This window comes from Streptomyces sp. NPDC058697 (assembly GCF_042715345.1).
In the GTDB taxonomy this organism is placed as follows: domain Bacteria; phylum Actinomycetota; class Actinomycetes; order Streptomycetales; family Streptomycetaceae; genus Streptomyces; species Streptomyces liliifuscus.
In genome coordinates this window covers 35,361-49,768 of record NZ_JBHXSU010000011.1, presented here as the reverse complement: position 1 = coordinate 49,768, position 14,408 = coordinate 35,361, and the positions used below count along the sequence as shown (strand labels likewise).

The window sequence follows — 14,408 nt, the reverse complement described above, 5'->3', positions numbered from 1 at the left end:
CCCGCGACGCCGGGCGCCCCGGCTCCGTCCGCCCGGCAGGGCCCCGGCCCGCGTCCCGGGATCCGTGCGAAACGATCTCGTTCCCGGCCGGCCCCAACTAGGCTCGTCCGCATGGACATTCTGGGAGCCACGCTGCGCATCTGCGTCGACGACCTGGAGACTGCGGTCCCCTTCTACGAGAAGCTGGCGGGCGGACCGGCGCTCCGCTTCGAGCGCGGCGGGGTCTCCGTCGCCGCCGTCGGCTGCTTCCTGTTGATGAGCGGGCCGGAGTCGGAGCTGGAGGTGCTCCGCAAGGTCTCCGCGACCATCGCGGTCACGGACGTCGACGAAGCCCACCGGGTACTCACCGACTCGGGTGCCCACGTCGTGGCCGGCCCGGTGGCGACACCGGGCGGCCGCAACCTGATCGCGATGCACCCGGACGGCTACGTGTACGAGTACGTGGACCGCCGCGCGGCCGAGTAGGCCACCCGGCGCCCACGCCCACGTCACTCCACGTCACCCGCGCTGTCGGTGCCGGGCGGCCGCATCCGGAAGTCGTAGCGCTCCGGCAGGGGTTCGTCGGCGATACGGGACCATGCCACGCCGATCGCCTCGGCGCCCTCGCGCAGGTCGGCCACCTCGAAGCCCGCGTCGAAGACGGCCCGTGCCGCGTCCGTGTCGCCCTCGGCGAGCAGCAACTCCGCCTCGATCAGCCGGAACCGGCCGCGTTCGCGGGTCGCCGGGCGCAGCCGCTCCCACACCGAGCGCCCGTCCGCCGTCCGCCGCACCGCGAGGAGCGCGGCGATGGCCTCCCGTCCGAGCGCGGCCGTGGCGGCCGTCCAGGCCTCCCCGTCGTCGCGCCGCTCCCGGCACAGGTCGTCGAAGGCTTCCGCGTACCGCTCGGCGGCCCGTTCCCGGTTGCCCGCGTCCTGGTCGGCGACGGCGAGGCACCGCAGCAACGGCCAGAGGGACGGGGCGAGTTCCAGGGCCCGCTCCCAGCTGCGCACGGCCTGTGCCCGGTCGTCGGCGTGCCACTGGGCGACGCCCAGGTGGTACTCGGTGAGCGGCTTCGCGGGCGCCGTCTCCAGCATGTCCCGCCAGTGCCGGGCGACGAGCGTCTCCCCGGGCGGTCCCACCCGGCGGGGCTCCGGGAAGGCCCCGGACCGCAGCAGCTCCGCCCAGGGCGCCTGCGCTTCCCCGAGCGTGTCCTCCTCGAAGGGAGTGCCGGGCAACTTGAGGTCGCCGCGCAGGACTTCGAGCGCGCCCCAGCCGGATCCGACGGCCAGCACCTCACCGGGCTCGGTGTCGGCGGACGCCCGCCACGCCTCGTACGCCCTCTCGAACTCCCCGCGTGGCAGGACCTGTTGGAGCCGTTCCTCGACTCCGGAGCGTGCCGCGCCCCAGTCGGTGCCGTGCACGGTCTCCGCGTCAGCCGTCAGCGGGCCGTACGCCTCCAGCCACGCCGTCTCGCCCTCCGCGTCGAGGCGGAGGTGCTCCAGCTGGGTGCGGGCGAGCCCGGCCTGGATCTCGCAGTAGCTGCCGGTGCCGGGCTCGGTGAGCCACTCCTGCCAGCGCCGGCCGCCGGTGCCCGATCCCCACACGAAGAGCTTGCGGCCGCGGAGCACGTCGGTGGACGTCTGCACGAGCCCCTGTCCCGTCTCGTCCAGGGCGGCGATCCAGCGCCGCTGTCCGTCGGGCACCTCGTAGAAGTAGTCGGCCGGGTACTCGCCGCGCAGCGGATACGTCCGGTCGGCGCCCTCCCACACCGGAACCGGCACCCGGCGCAGCCGGCGCTCGTACCCGAAGTGCCAGGCCTCGTCGGCGGGCGCGAGCACCCTGCGCTCCTCGGGGACGGCGGTGTTGGACCACCAGTACAGCGGCGCGGCCTTCTCGTGCGGATTGCGGACGCGTACGCCGACGTACAGGAAGTCGGAGCCCTCGGGCAGCCACAGGTCGACCTGGAACGGCAGGTCGCGCAGCCGTTCCCACTCCCACAGGCGCAGCATCTCGCCGCCGTCGGGCGCGGTGACCCGGGCCGCGTGCAGGGGTGCGCAGGCGAGGGCCGAGTGTCCGGTGGCGCCGATGTTCCATTCGATGCCGCCGGAGAACCAGGCGCCGTTGAGCGCGAAGTCGGCGGGCTGCAACACCGGGTTGCGGTAGAGGAGTTCACGGTCGGACGGCTTGTGGAAGAGGGACACGACACGGCCGCCGTGGCCGGGCAGCACGGTCGCGCGCAGCCGGTCGTTCTCGATGACGAGCGCCTCGATCTCGCGGGGCTCGCGCGTTCTCCCGTATCCGTCGCGGACGCGTTCGGGCAGGAGGCTGCGCAGCGGCTCGTAGCCGATCTGACGGGCCATGTCGCGGGGCAGGCCCTCGCGTTCCCGCTCGTCCACATGGTGCGTCTCGTCGAGCGGACACAGCGGGGGGAGTGGGTTGCTGGGGCCCAGCTCCGCGGCCGGCAGCGTCAGTACGTCACGTCGGATGGTCGTCACGTCGACCATGGAACAGCGTGGACGGCGAGCCGACCAGGGGCACTCCCGGTCAGGATTGCGCAAAGGCCTCGACGACGATGTCGGCGAGCAGGGCGCCGGCGGTCCCGTCCGGGTCCAGGTCGGGGTCGTAGATGGTGACGTTGAAGCCGGCGCAGTGCGGGGAGTTCACCAACGGCCGCAGCAGTGCGGTCAGTTCGTCGGGCAGCAGTCCGCCGGGGTCGGGGCTGTCGACGGCGGGCATCACGGTCGGGTCGAGCACGTCGGCGTCGAGGTGCACCCAGAAGCCGTCCAGCTCGGGCACGTCGAAGGCCTCGGCGGTGGCCCGGGCCAGGGCGTCGGCGCCCCACTCGCGCACGTCGCCGACGGTCACCGTGGGGATCTTCAGCGCGGCGAGTTCGGCCCGGTCCTCCTCGAACTCGTCCCGGATGCCGAAGAACCGTACGTCCTCGTCCCGCAGATAGGGCTTCAGCCCCTCCAGGTCCGTCAGGTCGTCCTGCCCGCGTCCGGTCGCCAGGGCCACCTCCTCGCCGCCCGCCGCGCCGACGCTCTCGGAGTTGCCCGGGTGCCGGAAGTCGTGGGAGGCGTCCACCGCCACGAGCCCGTACCGGCCGATCCGCCGCAGCGCGAGCGAGGCGCCGAGCTGGATGGAGCAGTCGCCGCCGAGGACGACGGGCAGTTCCCCGGCCCGTACGTGACCTTCGATCCGGTCGGCGAGCGTGCGGGTGTAGGTGGCGATCGCGGCGGCGTTGAAGACGCCGTCGCCCTCCTGCCAATCGCCCCGGTCGTAGCGCGGCGGTACCACCACACCGCCCTCCAGGGCGTGCAGCCGCTGTACGATCCGCTGCTCGCGCAAGGCGCCGGCGAGCTTGTAGCAGCCGGGGACGGTGCCCGGGACGGGCGGGCGAAGGCCCAGGTTCGACGGGGCGTCCAGGACGACGAGATTCCGCATAGGACTCATGTTCGAATCATATCGCCGGTGATGGCCCAGCGTTCGTGGTCCCGCCAGGCCCCGTCGATGAAGAGGAACTCCGGCGAGAAGCCCTCAAGGCGGAAGCCGCAGCGGCGGGCCAGGGCGATCGAGGCGGCGTTGTCCGGCTGGACGTTGATCTCCAGCCGGTGCAGTCCGAGCCCGCCGAACGCGTATCGCACCACCAAGTCGAGCCCCTCGCCCATCAGCCCGCGTCCGGCCGCGTGCGCGAAGGCCCCGTAGCCGAGCGCCCCGCACTGGAAGGCGCCCTCCACGATGTTGTTGATGTTGATGAACCCGGCGATCCCTCCGCCGTCCCGCTCACAGACGAGGAACCCGGCCTTCGTCGGATCCTCGATCAGCCGTCGCGCGTACGAGGCGTAGGAGTGCGCGTTGACCGGCGGGAACAGCCAGGGCTGATGCAGCGCCTTGCTCTCACGGGCCCGGGCGATGAACTCGGCGCCGTCGTCGTGGGTGTAGTGACGTATCCCCACGGTGGTGCCTTCGGCGAGGTAGGGGGTCGTGCCGTCCATCCCACCACGGTACGCGCCGGGATGGAGACGGGGTGATGAACCTGCGGGTCCGGTGGGGGCTGGGCGCGCAGTTCCCCGCGCCCCTTCAAAGGGGCTCCCGCCCTTTGAAGGGGCGCCCCGGGCCGTCAGATTCGGCGCTTCATGAAATACGCCCCGCACAGCGCACCGATCACCGCCGTGCCGAGGAGTGCCATCCACAGGGGCATGGTGACCTCGGGGATCAGTAGGCGGATCTTGGTGGCGCGGGTGTTCTCGAAGATGAAGATCAGTCCGAGCACGGCCAGCGCGATGACGGACACCCGCCCGGGCGTCATCAGGTTCCGTCCGCCTGCCTTGCCGCCGCCACCGCTGCTCTCCGAGGTCTTCGGGCTCATGCGACCAGGATGGGCCGGGGAACGGGGGTCACGCGCGGTGAGAGGTTCCTCCGGGTGAGGCGCGGGGCCACTGGGGTGACGCGGGCGTCACGTGCACGCGGCCGTCACCGGCGGCACGACCGCCATGGCCCGCACGGCGGCGGCCGGCGTCAGGCCAGCGCGGGCACGTCCAGCGTCAGCGTCCCGGCCCCCGCGTCCAGCTCCGCCGGCACCCCGAACGGGACCGTCAGCGCCCCCTCGCAGTGCCCGAAGCCGAACTCCTCGGCGATCGGCACCCCGAGCCCGCCTAGCCGGTCGAGGGCGAGGGCCCTGATCCGGTCGTACGGGTCGCACCGCTCCCAGGAGCCGAGCAGGATCCCGGTGACGCCGTCGAGCCAGCCTGCGCGCAGGAGTTGGGTGAGATACCGGTCCAGGCGGTAGGTCTCCTCGCCCACGTCCTCCAGGCAGAGGAGGCCGCCGCGCGCCGAGGGCCGGGCGTGGGGTGTGCCGAGGTCGGCGGCGAGCAGGCTGAGGCAGCCGCCGAGGAGGACACCTCGGGCCCGCCCCGGCACCAGCGCGCTCCCGGCCGAGGTGAGGGTCCGCACCGACTCCGGTTCGAAGAGCGTCGCCCGCAGATGCTCCTGGGCGCGGGCGTTCTTGACGAAGTCGACGCCCGCGGCCATCGGCCCGTGCAGGGTGACGAGCCCCAGCCGGGTCGCGAAGGCCTCGTGCAGGGCTGTGATGTCGCTGAAGCCGAGGAACACCTTGGGGCCGGCGGCCCGCAGCGCGTCCCAGTCGAGCAGTTCGGCCATGCGCTGCACGCCGTAGCCGCCGCGGGCGCACAGCACGGCGTCCACACCCGGGTCGCACCAGGCGGACTGGAGGTCGGCGGCCCGGTCGGCGTCGGTGCCCGCCAGGTAGTCGAACGTGCCGTGCCGGTCGAGGACATGGGGTGCCACGACCGGATCCAGGTCCCAGCCGCGCAGGATGTCGAGGCCCGCCTGCAGCCGCTCCTCGGGCACGGGACCGCTCGGCGCGACGACGGCGACACGGGCTCCGGGAGCCAGCCGCCGGGGTCGCACCAGTGCCTTCACTTGGCGAGCTCCAGGGTCGGGACACCGGGCGGATTCAGGCCGAACACCTGGGCGTACAGGGAGAGTTCGGACTCCAGGGCCCGCACCATGGTGTCGGCCCGCCGGAAGCCGTGGCCCTCGCCCTCGAAGGCGATGTAGGCGTGCGGCAGCCGTCGTGCCCGCTCCTCCAGCCTGGCCAGGAACCGCTCGCACTGCGCGGGCGGGCAGATGACGTCGTCGAGGCCCTGGAGGAGCAGGAAGGGCACGGTGACGCGGTCGGCGTGCTCGGTGGGCGAGCGCTCGGCGTACCGGCCGGGGACCTCGGCGAGCGGTCCGACCAGGGTCTCCAGGTACTGGGACTCGAAGTCGTGGGTCTCGCCCGCGCCCCAGCCCGCCAGGTCGAGGATGGGGTAGATGATGGTCCCGCAGGCGTACACGTCGGTGCTCACCAGGGACGCGGCCGTGGTCCAGCCGCCCGCGCTGCCGCCGCGGACGGCGAGCCGGTCACGGTCGGCGGTGCCCTCCTCGGCGAGGGCGAGCGCGACGGCCGCGCAGTCCTCGACGTCCACGACACCCCACTGCTCGCGCAGCCTGTTGCGGTACTCCCGGCCGTACCCGGTGGATCCGCCGTAGTTGACCTCGGCGACCCCGATGCCCCGCGAGGTGAAGTAGGCGATCTGCAGGTCCAGGACGAGCGGAGCGCGGCCGGTGGGGCCGCCGTGCGCCCAGACGACGTACGGCGGGAGTTCGTCGCCGGGGGCGACATGGCCGGGGTGGTGCGGCGGGTAGATGTGCGCGTGGATCTCGCGCCCGGCGGGCCCGCTGAACGTGCGGATCTGCGGTTCCGGGTAGTGCGCGGGGTCCACCGGGTCGTCGTGCGGGGCGCCGATGACCCGCGCCCGGCCGGTGCGGGCGTCCAGTTCGACGACCTCGTAGGCGCTGCGCGGGCTGGCCGCGACGGCGGCGACCCGGCTGCCGTCGGCGGCGAGCGTGGCCGCGTACTCGGTCCAGGGTCCGGCCGCGTCGACGACCTCGCCGGTCTCCGGGTCGAGGATGCCGAGCGCGGTGGCGCCCCGCCCGTGCACGACGGCGATGAGTCCGCTGTCCAGCGGCGCGAACCAGCGCCGCCCGACCGTCCACAGCGGCCCGGCGAACTCCTCCTCGCGCGTGCAGACCGCCTCGCCGTCGCGGTAGAGGTTCCACCAGCCGGAGCGGTCGCTCGCGTACAGCAGGGTGCCGTCGGCGCACCAGTCGGCCTGGGCGATCGCCTCGTCCGGGCCGCCCGCGGCCTTCCGGGTCCCGCGCAGCGTGCCGTCGGGGCCGACGTCGGCCACCATCAGTTCGGTCCCGTCCCACGGCATCCGCGGGTGGTCCCAGCCCAGCCAGACCGCGCGCCGCCCGTCGGGCGAGAGGCGCGGCCCGGTGACGAACCGGTGCTGCCCGTCGGTGAGTTCACGTACCGCGTCCTGGTCCTGCGCGGCCGAACCGTCCAGCGGCACCGCGGCGACGACCCGCCGCACATCGGTCGGTCCGTCGCCAGTGAACTCCTCCAGTACGCACCAGACTTCGCCGAGTTCGAGATGCATCCGCGGGTCCACCCACCGCAGTCCGCCGCCCACCGGCGACACGGGGGTGAGGGGGCGCGGCTCCTTGTCGGGGCGGGCGGGCTCGTACGCGTACAGGCGCTGGTCGGCGAAGTTGACGAAGACCACCAGCGGGCCGTCGTCGCCGACCGCCCCGGCCCAGGGGTGTCCGCCGTACTCCATGACGCGGCTGCGCACGTTCCACGGGGCGGCCAGCACCGATTCCTCGGTGCCGTCGGCGCGGCGGCGCACCAGGGTGCGGCGGCCGCCCTCGGTCGGCCGGGGCTCGGTCCACCAGACCTCGTCGCCGACGAAGCCGACGAAGTCCGGATGTCCGTCGTGCGCGGCGGCGAGCGCCGCGTCGATGGGCGAGGGCCAGGAACCGTAGGCCAGGGTCTGCACGATGTCCCCCATTTTTTCCCTAGGCCGTGCGCAGAAAGCGGTCGAGTACCCGGACACCGAAATGCAGCGCCTCGACGGGCACCCGTTCGTCGACCCCGTGGAAGAGGGCCTGGTAGTCGAAGCCCGGCGGGAGCTTCAGCGGCGCGAATCCGTATCCGGTGATGCCGAGGCGTGAGAACTGCTTGGCGTCCGTACCGCCCGACATGCAGTACGGCACGACATGCCCCTCGGGCGCGAACTCCTCCACGGCGGCACGCATGTTGGCGTACGTCGTCGAGTCCACCGGTGCCTGCAGGGCCACCTCACGGTGGTGGAACTCCCACTCCACGTCCGGACCGGTGAGCCGGTCAAGGGTCGCGCGGAACTCGTCCTCGGTGCCGGGCAGATAGCGTCCGTCCACGTGGGCGACGGCCTCACCCGGAATCACGTTCACCTTGTAACCGGCGTTCAGCATGGTGGGGTTGGCGCTGTTGCGCACGGTGGCCTCGACGAGCGAGGCGGCAGGACCCAGCTTGTGCAGCAGGGCGTCGACGTCGTCGAAGTCGGGCTCGATGCCGTACACCGCGGCCATCTCGGTGAGCGCGGCGCGAACCGTCGGGGTGATCCGTACGGGCCACTCGTGGGCGCCGATCCGCGCGATCGCGGCGGCCAGCCGGGTCACCGAGTTCTCCCGGTTCACCTTGGAGCCGTGACCGGCCCGGCCGCGTGCGGTGAGCTTCAGCCAGCCGGTGCCGCGCTCGCCCGCCGCGACGGGATACAGCTCGCGGCCGGAGCCGTCGTGGAAAGTGAAGGCGCCGGACTCGCTGATGCCCTCGGTGCACCCCTCGAAGAGTCCCGGATGCTCGTCGGCGAGGAAGCCCGAGCCGTCCTCGGCGCTCGCCTCCTCGTCCGCGGTGAAGGCGATCACGAGGTCACGCCGGGGGCGCACGCCCGCGCGGGCCCACTGCCGTACGACGGCGAGGATCATCGCGTCCATGTTCTTCATGTCGACCGCGCCCCGGCCCCAGACGACCCCGTCGCGGACCTCCCCGGAGAACGGGTGCACGCTCCAGTCCTCCGCCTGCGCCGGTACGACGTCCAGGTGACCGTGGACGAGCAGCGCGTCGGCGGACGGGTCGGTGCCCTCCAGGCGCGCGACGACGTTCGCACGCCCCTTCGTGCGCTCCAGGAGTGTCGGCTCCAGACCTGCCTCGGCGAGCAGCGCGGCCGCGTACTCGGCGGCCGGCCGCTCCTGGCAGTCACCGCCGCCACGGTTGGTCGTGTCGATCCGGATGAGGTCGGAGGTGAACCGGACGACCTCGTCCAGGGCCTGCCCGTCGACCGATCCCACACCGGCCGCGTGCTCGTCGGCCGCCTGCGCGTCGGTCGCGTTCCTGCTGTCAGCCATAGGTCTCCTCCACGGCGGCCGAGACGATCGTGGTGACCGCCTTGAAGGTACGAATCCCCTCGTACATGGTCGGGCTGGTGTACGCGACCTTCCGCTCCCCGATGCGCTCGACGCCCGGGACGACGGTGGCGGCCATCGCGAGGTGCTCGGCGTCGAACTCCAGGGCCACGGTGAACGGACCGCCGTCCACGGGTTCGTGCCGCACCGCGAGCCGCGTGGCCTCCTTGGCCGCGGCGCGGATGTCGGACGCCGTACGCGCCGGTGTGCGGCACACGGCCGCGTACCGCGAGACATGGTCCTTGACGGCGACCTTCAGCGCCTCGGGGGCATAGCCGAGCGCGTCCTCGCAGGCCACGTCGTCGCCGGTGACGAGGACCACGGGGACTCCGTACTCGGCGACGACATGCGCGTTGAGCAGGCCCTCGCTGGCCCGTACGTCGTTGATCCAGACGCCGGTGATCGAGTTGGCGAGGTAGGTGTGGGCCAGGACGCCCTCCATGCCCGCTCCCGCGTGGTAGCCGACGAAGGCGATGCCGTCGACGTCACCGTGCTGCACGCCCTCCACCATGGACAGCGACTTGTGCCGCCCGGTGAGCATCTGCGCCCGTTCGTCGAGCTGCTCCAGGAGCAGGTTGCGCATGGTCCAGTGGGCCTCGTTGATGAGGACCTCGTCGGCGCCGCCGTCGAGGAAGCCGAGGACGGCCGCGTTCACGTCCGAGGTGAACATCGACCGGCACCGCTCCCACTGCGGTGTGCCCGGCAGTACGTCGGCCGGCCAGGTCACCCCGGTGGCGCCCTCCATGTCGGCGCTGATGAGGATCTTTGCCATGCTCCAGTTGTATCGCAGTCGGGAGGAGCCCCACAGGGGAGGGCGGTCAGCCGGACGAACCGACCGAAACCTTCACTCGGCCGTCGGGGTACTCCTCGTCCACGGTGATCGTGGTGCCGTCGGGTCCGGCGAGCACCGGGACGCCCGGCCGGGACGGGATCGTCGTCTCCACCCCGTTCTGGTGGAAGGTGAGCGCGGCGGTGGGCCGGCGGCCGAAGGGGGCGTCGTACGTCTGGAGGCGGCCCCGGATCACGGCCCCGGAGGTGGCGAGGGCGGGCTCGGCGTGCGCGTCGACGGGCAGGATCTGACCGTGGCCGCCGTTGGCCTTGGTCCTGTTGTCCCGGTACTTGGTGTTCCAGTACCAGATCAGCGTGCCGCTCTCGTAGTGCAGCCGTTCCTTGAGCCGGGGCAGAGTGGAGCGCCAACCCAGCTGGAACGGGCCGGCCTTGAGGTACCTGTCCTCGCCGACGTACTGCCGGTTCTCGACGACGTAGTAGCGCGCGTTGCCGTCCGCGTCCGCGGGGAGCTTCACGAGGAGGGCTTCCTTGCCCTGCTTCGAGGAGTCGACCGACAGCGGGTTCAGGACGACGGTCGAGGCCGTACCCGCCTGCGCGGTCGCATGGTCGAGCCAGCCGAGCCGCAGTTTGGCCCACGCGCCCAAGTCGGCCGGATGGGCGGACAGTTCGGCCTCGTTCGAGAGCAGTGAGCCGTGCGACATGACCGACCAGAAGCCGGTCGAGTTCTCGCCGCCCGAGGTGTCGTACAGATCGGGCAGACCCAGGTCGTGGCCGTACTCGTGGGCCAGCGTGCCAAGTCCCCTGTTCTCGTTGGTCATCGTGTAGTCGTTGACCCAGATGCCCGAGTCGCCCACCTGGCTGCCGCCGTCCCGGTTTCCGTTGGCGGGACCCAACTTGCCCTCGCCTGCCTGGAGATAGCTGACGGAGCCGCGGTGCGAGCCGATGGCATCGGTGCCGTTGACACCACCGCCGTTGGCCTGCGACTCCCCCGCGAACGTCAGCATCACCCGGTCGAGATAGCCGTCGGGTTCGTTGAAGATCCCGTCCCGGTCGTGGTCGTTGCGGTCCCAAGTGTCGTACGTGGCAAGGTACTTGGCCAGCGAGGCTGCGGTCCGGCCCGTCGCGCGCTGGTCCTCGTACCAGCTGTTGAGGCCGTCGGTGACGAGCTGCTCGTTGCAGTAGTACGTCGAGATGGCCACGCCGTTCTTCCGGCAGGTGTCGGTGCCGTAGTGCGCGAGGGGGTGGTCGACTCGGGTCCAGTCGTGGACGGTGCCGGTGATCGAGTAGACGCCGCTGGACTGGCGACGGAAGTACGACTTGAGGGTGTCGCCCGCGGCCTCGTCCGCCGTGCCGAAGATCTGCCGCTGGTAGTAGGCCCGGCTGTAGTCCCGGGTCCACACCGTGGCGTTGTCGGTGGCACGGTCGGGCTCGGGGATCCGGTTGTGCGTGTAGTCGCTGAACTCGACCGGCAGCACGAAGATCCGGTCCGCGGTGCGGGCCGTCTCCGCGTACGAGCCCTGGCGGTACTCGATGCGCTGCGAGGAGCCGCGTGTCTCGGGCGTCGCCTGCCCGGCGGCGACCTTGGCGAGGGCCAGCGCCCGGGCGCGCTGGGTCCGCTCGCCCCTCTTGCTCAGCAGATCGTGGTCGGGCGCCTCCGCGGCGGCCTCGGTCTCCGGGGAGGCGGTGGCGGCGGAGGCGCCCGGGGCGTGGACGGCCGGCGCGGCCACGGCGACGGCAGCGACGGCGGCGACCAGGGATCCGCGCAGGCGCGGGGATCTGTAGGGGAGCGCGGATCTGTGGAGGAGCGGAGACCTGCGGATGCGCTTGCTCAACGTGCGTCCTTCTCGCGGCTGCCGGGGCGCACTCAGGAGAGCATGGAGGTGCGGACGAGACGGGTTGCCCGGCAGCGTGTCGCCGCCGAGGTCACTCGGCCGCCCACAACCCCCGTACGTGTCCGAGGTGACGGGTCATGACGGCCCGTACCGCCTCCTCGTCGCGGGCGATGAGCGCGTCGAGGATGTCCAGGTGCTCGGCGGCGGAGGCCTCCAGGCGGCCCGCCTTCACCAGCGCGTGCAGGCCGTAGAGGCGGGAGCGCTTGCGGAGGTCGCGGACCACCTCGACCAGGTGGTCGTTGCCCGCGAGGGCGAGGAGGCCGAGGTGGAAGCGCATGTCCGCCTCGACGTGCGCGATGAGGTCACCGGTCGCGGCCGCGGTGACGCTCTCCTGGGCGGCCGGGCGCAGTGCCTCCAGGGCGGCGGGGTCGGCGGTGGCGGCGAGCGAGGCGGTCGTGGGGATCTCGATGAGCGAACGGATGTGCGTGTACTCGTCGAGCTGCTTCTCGGACACGGCGGTGACCCGGAAGCCCTTGTTGGGCACGGTGTCGACCAGGCCCTCCTTGGCAAGGTCGAGCATGGCCTCGCGGACGGGCGTGGCCGAGACACCGAAGCGGGCGGCGAGGCCGGGTGCGGAGTACACCTCGCCCGGACGCAGTTCCCCCGCGATGAGGGCGGCCCGCAGCGCGTCCGCGACTCGCTCGCGGTAGCTGGGCTTCTTGCCGCCCAGCGAGGGCAGGGCGGGGGCGCTGGCGCGCTGGGCGGGCATCGGGGATTTCCTTGTCGTGGTGTCGTTGGCTTCGGTGTGTCGTGGGCTTCAGAGGACGAAGCCCGCCGGGAACGGGTCGCTGGGGTCGAGCAGATACTGGGCGGTGCCGGTCACCCAGGCACGCCCGGTGAAGCTTGGCAGGACCGCCGGGATCCCGGCGACCTCGGTGGTGTCGAGGAGCCGGCCGGTGAAGTGGGTGCCGATGAAGGACTCGTTCAAGAACTCGGTGTTCAGGGGGAGTTCGCCACGGGCATGCAGCTGCGCCATGCGCGCGGAGGTGCCCGTACCGCAGGGCGAGCGGTCGAACCAGCCGGGGTGGATGGCCATCGCGTGCCGCGAGTGCCGGGCCGTCGAGCCCGGGGCGGTGAGCTGCACATGGTGACAGCCCCGGATGGACGGATCCTCGGGATGGACGGGCTCCCCCTCGGCGTTGATCGCGTCCATCAGTGAGAGCCCGGCCGCGAGGATGTCGTCCTTGCGGGCCCGGTCGAAGGGCAGGCCGAACTGGTCCAGCGGAAGGATCGCGTAGAAGTTGCCGCCGTACGCCAGGTCGTAGGTCACCGTCCGCCCGTCGGCGAGCTGGATCTTGCGGTCCAGGGCGACGGAGAAGGACGGTACGTTCCTGAGCGTGACCGCCTTCGCGGCACCGTCCTCCACCGCCACCTCGGCGACCACGAGCCCCGCCGGGGTGTCCAGGCGGATGGTGGTCACCGGCTCGACGACCTCGACCATGCCGGTCTCCACGAGGACGGTCGCGACCCCGATGGTCCCGTGCCCGCACATCGGAAGATAGCCGGACACCTCGATGTAGATGACGCCGTAGTCGCAGTCGGGACGGGTCGGCGGCTGGAGGATCGCGCCGCTCATCGCCGAGTGACCACGCGGCTCGTTCATCAGCAACTGCTTGATGTCGTCGCGGTGTTCACGGAAGTACAGCCGCCGCTCGTTCATGGTCGCGCCCGGGACCGTGCCGATCCCTCCGGTGATCACCCGGGTCGGCATGCCCTCGGTGTGCGAGTCGACGGCGTGCAGGACGAGTTTGCTGCGCATGGGTCTCCCTGAGGGTGAGGTCTCCCGCGAGTTCGCGATCGCCGGTGTGTCGCCGAAGTGGTGGGACGGGTGGATCGCCGGTGTGGTGGGACGGGTGGATCGCCGGAGTGGTGGGACGGGTGGATCGCCGGAGTGGTGGGACGGGTGGATCGCCGGAGTGGTGGGACGGGTGGATCGCCGGAGTGGTGGGACGGGCTCAGGCGAGCCCGGCGGCGACGGCCCGTTCGGTGGCCTCGCGCACGGCCTGCTCCTGCTCGGGAAGAAGCGGCACGCGCGGCGCCCGTACGGGACCGCCGTGCCGCCCCACGATGTCCATCGACAACTTGATGGCCTGCACGAACTCGGTCTTCGAGTCCCAGCGCAGCAAGGGGTGCAGCTGGCGGTAGAGCTTGCCCGCGGTGTCCAGGTCTCCCGCGACGGCGGCGCGGTACAGCGCGACGGACGCGGAGGGCAGCGCGTTCGGGTAGCCGGCCACCCAGCCCTTGGCTCCCGCGACCGCCAGTTCCAGCAGCACGTCGTCGGCGCCGATCAACAGATCGAGTTCCGGGGCGAGTTCGGCGATGCGGTAGGCACGGCGTACGTCACCGGAGAACTCCTTGACCCCGTGGATGTACCCCTCGCCGTGCAGCTTCGCCAGCAGTTCGGGCACGAGGTCGACCTTGGTGTCGATGGGGTTGTTGTACGCGACGACCGGCACGCCCGCCTTCGCGACCTCCGCGTAGTGGGCGAGGACCGAGCGCTCGTCGGCCCGGTAGGCGTTCGGGGGCAGCAGCATCACGGAGGCGCAGCCCGCGTCGCGTGCCTGCTCGGCCCAGCGGCGGGCCTCGGCGGATCCGTACGCGGCCACGCCCGGCATTACGCGCCGCCCGCCGATCGCGGCCACGGCGGTCTCGACGACCTTGGTCCGCTCCTCCGGAGTGAGCACCTGGTACTCGCCGAGCGAGCCGTTCGGTACGACCCCGTCGCAGCCGTTCTCGACGAGCCACGTGCAGTGCTCCGCGTACTTGTCGAGGTTGACGGAGAGGTCGTCGTTGAGCGGGAGGGCGGTGGCGACGAGGAGGCCGCGCCAGGGCCGGTTGTCGGTGACGTTGTCGTCGGTCATGAGAGTCCCATCCGGATTCGGTAGAGGGATTTCGGAT

At 72.1% G+C, this 14,408-nt stretch carries 13 protein-coding genes; 1 reads left to right on the top strand and 12 read right to left on the bottom strand.

Features of this window, described 5'->3' with window-relative positions; genetic code table 11:
- Nucleotides 1-111: 111 nt before the first annotated feature.
- Nucleotides 112-465 (top strand): VOC family protein, encoded by a 354-nt coding sequence (locus ACFWXQ_RS25325; RefSeq protein WP_055617463.1) that lies wholly within the window; start codon nt 112-114, stop codon nt 463-465.
- Nucleotides 466-488: 23 nt separating this feature from the next.
- On the opposite strand, the gene ACFWXQ_RS25320 is transcribed toward ACFWXQ_RS25325, so the two are convergent.
- The 12 genes from ACFWXQ_RS25320 to ACFWXQ_RS25265 all read right to left on the bottom strand — a co-directional run bounded on the left by ACFWXQ_RS25320 (nt 489) and on the right by ACFWXQ_RS25265 (nt 14,371).
- Nucleotides 489-2,483 carry a DUF5107 domain-containing protein gene (locus ACFWXQ_RS25320; RefSeq protein WP_383945651.1) on the bottom strand — a complete coding sequence of 665 codons (1,995 nt, stop codon included), beginning with the start codon at nt 2,481-2,483 and terminating at the stop codon, nt 489-491.
- Between the two features lie 40 nt (nt 2,484-2,523).
- Nucleotides 2,524-3,423 carry an arginase family protein gene (locus ACFWXQ_RS25315; RefSeq protein WP_383945659.1) on the bottom strand — a complete coding sequence of 300 codons (900 nt, stop codon included), beginning with the start codon at nt 3,421-3,423 and terminating at the stop codon, nt 2,524-2,526.
- 5 nt (nt 3,424-3,428) lie between these two features.
- On the bottom strand, nt 3,429-3,974 hold the full coding sequence (locus ACFWXQ_RS25310) for a GNAT family N-acetyltransferase (protein WP_383945649.1): 546 nt from the start codon (nt 3,972-3,974) through the stop codon (nt 3,429-3,431).
- Between the two features lie 125 nt (nt 3,975-4,099).
- The gene (locus ACFWXQ_RS25305) at nt 4,100-4,348 is read right to left on the bottom strand and encodes a DUF1049 domain-containing protein (RefSeq protein ID WP_383945646.1); all 249 of its coding nucleotides are present in this window, start codon (nt 4,346-4,348) and stop codon (nt 4,100-4,102) included.
- A 149-nt stretch (nt 4,349-4,497) separates the two neighbouring features.
- Entirely contained in the window at nt 4,498-5,421 is a 924-nt protein-coding gene (locus tag ACFWXQ_RS25300) for an LD-carboxypeptidase (protein WP_383945643.1), read from the bottom strand.
- On the bottom strand, nt 5,418-7,397 hold the full coding sequence (locus tag ACFWXQ_RS25295) for a prolyl oligopeptidase family serine peptidase (protein ID WP_383945640.1): 1,980 nt from the start codon (nt 7,395-7,397) through the stop codon (nt 5,418-5,420). Before ACFWXQ_RS25295 ends, ACFWXQ_RS25300 begins: the two co-directional genes overlap by 4 nt.
- Nucleotides 7,398-7,404: 7 nt before the next feature.
- Complete coding sequence (locus tag ACFWXQ_RS25290) at nt 7,405-8,772, bottom strand: M20/M25/M40 family metallo-hydrolase (RefSeq protein WP_383945637.1); 1,368 nt, start codon at nt 8,770-8,772, stop codon at nt 7,405-7,407.
- The gene (locus ACFWXQ_RS25285) at nt 8,765-9,601 is read right to left on the bottom strand and encodes a M55 family metallopeptidase (RefSeq protein WP_189840910.1); all 837 of its coding nucleotides are present in this window, start codon (nt 9,599-9,601) and stop codon (nt 8,765-8,767) included. Before ACFWXQ_RS25285 ends, ACFWXQ_RS25290 begins: the two co-directional genes overlap by 8 nt.
- A gap of 46 nt (nt 9,602-9,647) precedes the next feature.
- Complete coding sequence (locus ACFWXQ_RS25280) at nt 9,648-11,450, bottom strand: immune inhibitor A domain-containing protein (RefSeq protein WP_383945634.1); 1,803 nt, start codon at nt 11,448-11,450, stop codon at nt 9,648-9,650.
- 91 nt (nt 11,451-11,541) lie between these two features.
- On the bottom strand, nt 11,542-12,219 hold the full coding sequence (locus tag ACFWXQ_RS25275; RefSeq protein WP_383945631.1) for a GntR family transcriptional regulator: 678 nt from the start codon (nt 12,217-12,219) through the stop codon (nt 11,542-11,544).
- Nucleotides 12,220-12,267: 48 nt separating this feature from the next.
- Nucleotides 12,268-13,269 (bottom strand): proline racemase family protein, encoded by a 1,002-nt coding sequence (locus ACFWXQ_RS25270; protein ID WP_383945629.1) that lies wholly within the window; start codon nt 13,267-13,269, stop codon nt 12,268-12,270.
- A gap of 196 nt (nt 13,270-13,465) precedes the next feature.
- Nucleotides 13,466-14,371, bottom strand: coding sequence for a dihydrodipicolinate synthase family protein (locus tag ACFWXQ_RS25265; RefSeq protein WP_383945626.1), 906 nt, complete (start codon nt 14,369-14,371; stop codon nt 13,466-13,468).
- Nucleotides 14,372-14,408 lie beyond the last annotated feature (37 nt).

What these genes read in the sequence shown, in the direction of transcription:
- ACFWXQ_RS25325 (WP_055617463.1), top strand. Translation starts at nt 112, where the DNA reads ATGGACATTCTGGGAGCCACGCTGCGCATCTGCGTCGACGACCTGGAG.
- ACFWXQ_RS25320 (WP_383945651.1), bottom strand. Translation starts at nt 2,483, where the DNA reads ATGGTCGACGTGACGACCATCCGACGTGACGTACTGACGCTGCCGGCC.
- ACFWXQ_RS25315 (WP_383945659.1), bottom strand. Translation starts at nt 3,423, where the DNA reads ATGCGGAATCTCGTCGTCCTGGACGCCCCGTCGAACCTGGGCCTTCGC.
- ACFWXQ_RS25310 (WP_383945649.1), bottom strand. Translation starts at nt 3,974, where the DNA reads ATGGACGGCACGACCCCCTACCTCGCCGAAGGCACCACCGTGGGGATA.
- ACFWXQ_RS25305 (WP_383945646.1), bottom strand. Translation starts at nt 4,348, where the DNA reads ATGAGCCCGAAGACCTCGGAGAGCAGCGGTGGCGGCGGCAAGGCAGGC.
- ACFWXQ_RS25295 (WP_383945640.1), bottom strand. Translation starts at nt 7,397, where the DNA reads ATGGGGGACATCGTGCAGACCCTGGCCTACGGTTCCTGGCCCTCGCCC.
- ACFWXQ_RS25290 (WP_383945637.1), bottom strand. Translation starts at nt 8,772, where the DNA reads ATGGCTGACAGCAGGAACGCGACCGACGCGCAGGCGGCCGACGAGCAC.
- ACFWXQ_RS25285 (WP_189840910.1), bottom strand. Translation starts at nt 9,601, where the DNA reads ATGGCAAAGATCCTCATCAGCGCCGACATGGAGGGCGCCACCGGGGTG.
- ACFWXQ_RS25275 (WP_383945631.1), bottom strand. Translation starts at nt 12,219, where the DNA reads ATGCCCGCCCAGCGCGCCAGCGCCCCCGCCCTGCCCTCGCTGGGCGGC.
- ACFWXQ_RS25270 (WP_383945629.1), bottom strand. Translation starts at nt 13,269, where the DNA reads ATGCGCAGCAAACTCGTCCTGCACGCCGTCGACTCGCACACCGAGGGC.
- ACFWXQ_RS25265 (WP_383945626.1), bottom strand. Translation starts at nt 14,371, where the DNA reads ATGACCGACGACAACGTCACCGACAACCGGCCCTGGCGCGGCCTCCTC.